The sequence below is a fragment of the Candidatus Krumholzibacteriia bacterium genome (assembly GCA_035649275.1).
Lineage (GTDB): Bacteria > Krumholzibacteriota > Krumholzibacteriia.
Genome location: DASRJW010000135.1, coordinates 1 through 3,084 on the forward strand (window position 1 = coordinate 1; position 3,084 = coordinate 3,084).

A 3,084-nucleotide genomic window follows, 5' to 3' on the forward strand; every position below is an offset into this window, starting at 1 on the left:
TGGCAATCTCACCGAAGCCTACTATCACTTCACGCTGGAGCTGCTTTTGCACGGAGTGCGGGGGCCGTACGCCCCGAAGGCTCTCGAGCAAGCCGGAGAGGTCCTGGATCTGGTGCGCAAGGACAACAGCCATCCGAGCCGGCACGAGCTGCTCCTCGTCTCCTCCGGCCTGGGATACCTCGACGGCGATCGCGCCTCACGCGCCGTGCCCGAGCTGCAACACGCTGCCAGCATCACCCGCAGCGCCACTGGCTTGCCGCAGCTCTTGCTCGGCGAGGCGTTGCTGAAGAGCGGCCAGCTCGAACCGGCGCGCCGCGTGCTCGAGGGCGTGCTGCAGCTCGAGCCCGAGTTCGTCCCGGCGCTCACCCTGCTCGCCGAGACGCTCCGTGCCCTGGGCGACCGCGAGCAAGCCCAGCTCACCGTGGACCGGGCCCACGCACTCTTCCCTACCTTCTGGAAGTTGCAGCCGAACGCGCAGTGAAAGCGCGGATGGCTCTGCTATCCTGCCGGCATGCGCACGCCCGGCTCCCTCCCGCACTCCGGCCGGACTTCGCGGCCGCCGCTCCACTTGCCCGGAGCGACGCGACCCGGCCTCACGGAAGACCTGCTCCGCGAGGCCTCGCAACGCCTGCACGTGAGCGCGCTCGTCGGGGTGAGCCTATGGACGATCTCGTTCTTCCTGGAGACCTGGATCCTGCCGGCCATCGAGGGCGACCCGCCGCATTATCACTTGATCGCGCACCTGATCTGTCTCACTGGCGTCCTGCTCTCCATCGGGCTCTATGTCTTGTCGCGGCACTCCGAGCTGCCGGCACAGAAGCTCCTCGACGCGGCCCTCGTGTATATGGTGGCGACTGCGGCACTGGTCGCCCGTCTCCAGGCCGACGCCTACTTGGTCCAGGGTCTCTCCACGCCGGAAGGCGTCTCGTGGATCTGCATCCTCGTCCTCCTCATTCCCATCGTGGTGCCCAACACGCCGCGCCGTATCCTCACCGCCACCCTCGTCGCCGCCGCCATGGATCCCATTTTTTTCTACGGCGCCGTGTATTGGAGGGCGCGGGAGCTCTTGCCTGCAGACCATGTGCTCTTGTGGTGGCCCAACTTCATCTGCGCCGCCCTCGCAGTCGTGCCGGCACGCTTGCTCGAGCGCCTCACCCGCCAGGTCGAGCGCGCCCGCGAGCTCGGGAGCTATCAGATGTTGGAGCGCATCGGCTCCGGCGGCATGGGGGAAGTCTGGAAAGCGCGGCATCAGATGCTGGCCCGGCCGGCGGCGATCAAGATCATCCGCCCCGCCAATCTCGGCGGTGACGCCAGCAGCGCCCGCGCCACCCTGCGCCGCTTCGAGCGCGAAGCGAAGGCCACGGCGGCGCTGGAATCGCCGCACACCATCGAGATCTACGATTTCGGCATCGATCGGGACGGCAGCTTCTACTACGTGATGGAAATGCTCTGGGGTTTCGACCTCGAGAGCCTGGTGCAGCGCTTCGGCCCCCTGCCTTCGGAACGCGTGGTGCACCTCCTGGCGCAGGCCTGCCATTCCCTCGAGGACGCCCACCGGAGCGGCCTCGTCCACCGCGACGTCAAGCCGGCGAACATCTTCACCTGCCGGAAGGCCCAGGATTACGACTTCGTCAAGGTGCTCGACTTCGGTCTGGTGAAGTCCGGTGACATGACGAGCGCCCCTGCCTCCATGCTGACGCTCCAGGGCAGCGCCCCGGGGACGCCTGGGTTCATGGCCCCCGAACAGCTCCTGGGAGAAGACATCGGCCCGGCTGCAGACATTTACGCCCTCGGTTGCGTGGGCTACTGGCTGTTGACCGGGAAGCTCGTCTTCGATGCGGATACGACGATGAAAATGCTCGTCTCCCATGTGCAGGACACACCGGTGCCGCCGTCGAAGCGCACCGAGCTGCCCTTGTCGCCCGATCTCGAGCAATTGTTGCTCGCCTGCCTGGAGAAGAAGCCGGCGGCGCGCCCGGAGAGTGCCCGCGAGCTCGGGCGTCTGCTCCGCGCCTGCCGCACCGAGTCCGCCTGGGACGAGGAGCGGTCGCGGTCGTGGTGGTCCTCGTACGCTCCGGAGATTGCCCGCGAGCCGACGCAGCCGGTGTCCCTCACCCCCACGGCGCCGCAGTGAAACCGTCGTCACGACCGGGGAAGCGCCCCAACACGAGCTTCTGGCTCTTGGCTGCGGCGCTCGTCCTGGCCGGCGCCGTTTCCTGGCTGCACCAAGCCACTTATGACTTCGAGAACGACGACGCCTACATCTCGTATCGGTACGCTCGCCACTGGGCCGAAGGCATGGGCCCGGTGTTCAACCCGGGGGAGCGCGTCGAGGGTTATTCGAACTTCCTCCTCGTCGGCATCCTGGCGCTGGTGCACCGGCTCGGCGGTGATGTCGTCGTCGCCTCCCGCAGCCTCGGGACGCTCTCGCTTTGGGGCCTCGTGCTCCTCGCCTACCTGTTCGCGTCGAGGCGGCTGGGTCGCGGTCCAGGCCTGGCGCTCGCCGCCAGCTTGGCGATGGCGCTGCACGGCGGTCTCGCCTGCTGGGCCCGCTCGGGCATGGAAACGGTGCCGCTCGCCTTCGCGCTCCTGCTGGCGCAGTACGTCTTCCTCGGCGAGCTGCCGCGCCAGCGCTCACACTGGCGCTCCGGCCTCCTGTTTGCGGTCGTCGCTCTCTTGCGCTCCGACGGCTTCGTCCACGTGGGCGCGACGGCGCTCTTCCTGGCTGTGCAACGGCAGCACCGGCGGCGCCTGTGGACCTTGCTCCTCCCCTTCGCCTTGATCACCGCGCCGTACTTTCTCTGGCGCTGGCAGTACTATGGTCACTTCTTCCCGAATCCGTATTATCTCCGGACTGGCGGCGACTTCCACCAGCAGCTCCGCGGCCTTTTTTACGTCGCTAACTTCATCGTGCCCTTTGGCGGTCTCCTCCTCTTCGCTGCGCCGCTCCTCCTCTTCTGGCTCCGCGATCCGGAGCGCGACACGGCGCGCACCTACCTCGCCACCGCCACCATCGTCTTCGGCGCCTATGTCGTCTGGGTGGGTGGCGACTACATGCCCATGGCGCGCTTCTTCGTCCCCATC

3 protein-coding genes are annotated in these 3,084 nt (G+C 67.4%); all 3 read left to right on the forward strand.

Features of this window, described 5'->3' with window-relative positions; genetic code table 11:
* On the forward strand, window positions 1-481 hold a 481-nt coding region (locus VFE28_14915), incomplete at its 5' end, for a tetratricopeptide repeat protein (protein HZM17291.1).
* 87 nt (window positions 482-568) lie between these two features.
* A complete protein-coding gene (locus tag VFE28_14920; protein ID HZM17292.1) occupies window positions 569-2,134 on the forward strand; it encodes a serine/threonine-protein kinase in 1,566 nt (521 codons plus the stop codon).
* Window positions 2,131-3,084 (forward strand): hypothetical protein (locus VFE28_14925; GenBank protein HZM17293.1); only part of this gene is annotated, 954 nt, incomplete at its 3' end. The genes VFE28_14920 and VFE28_14925, both read left to right, overlap by 4 nt.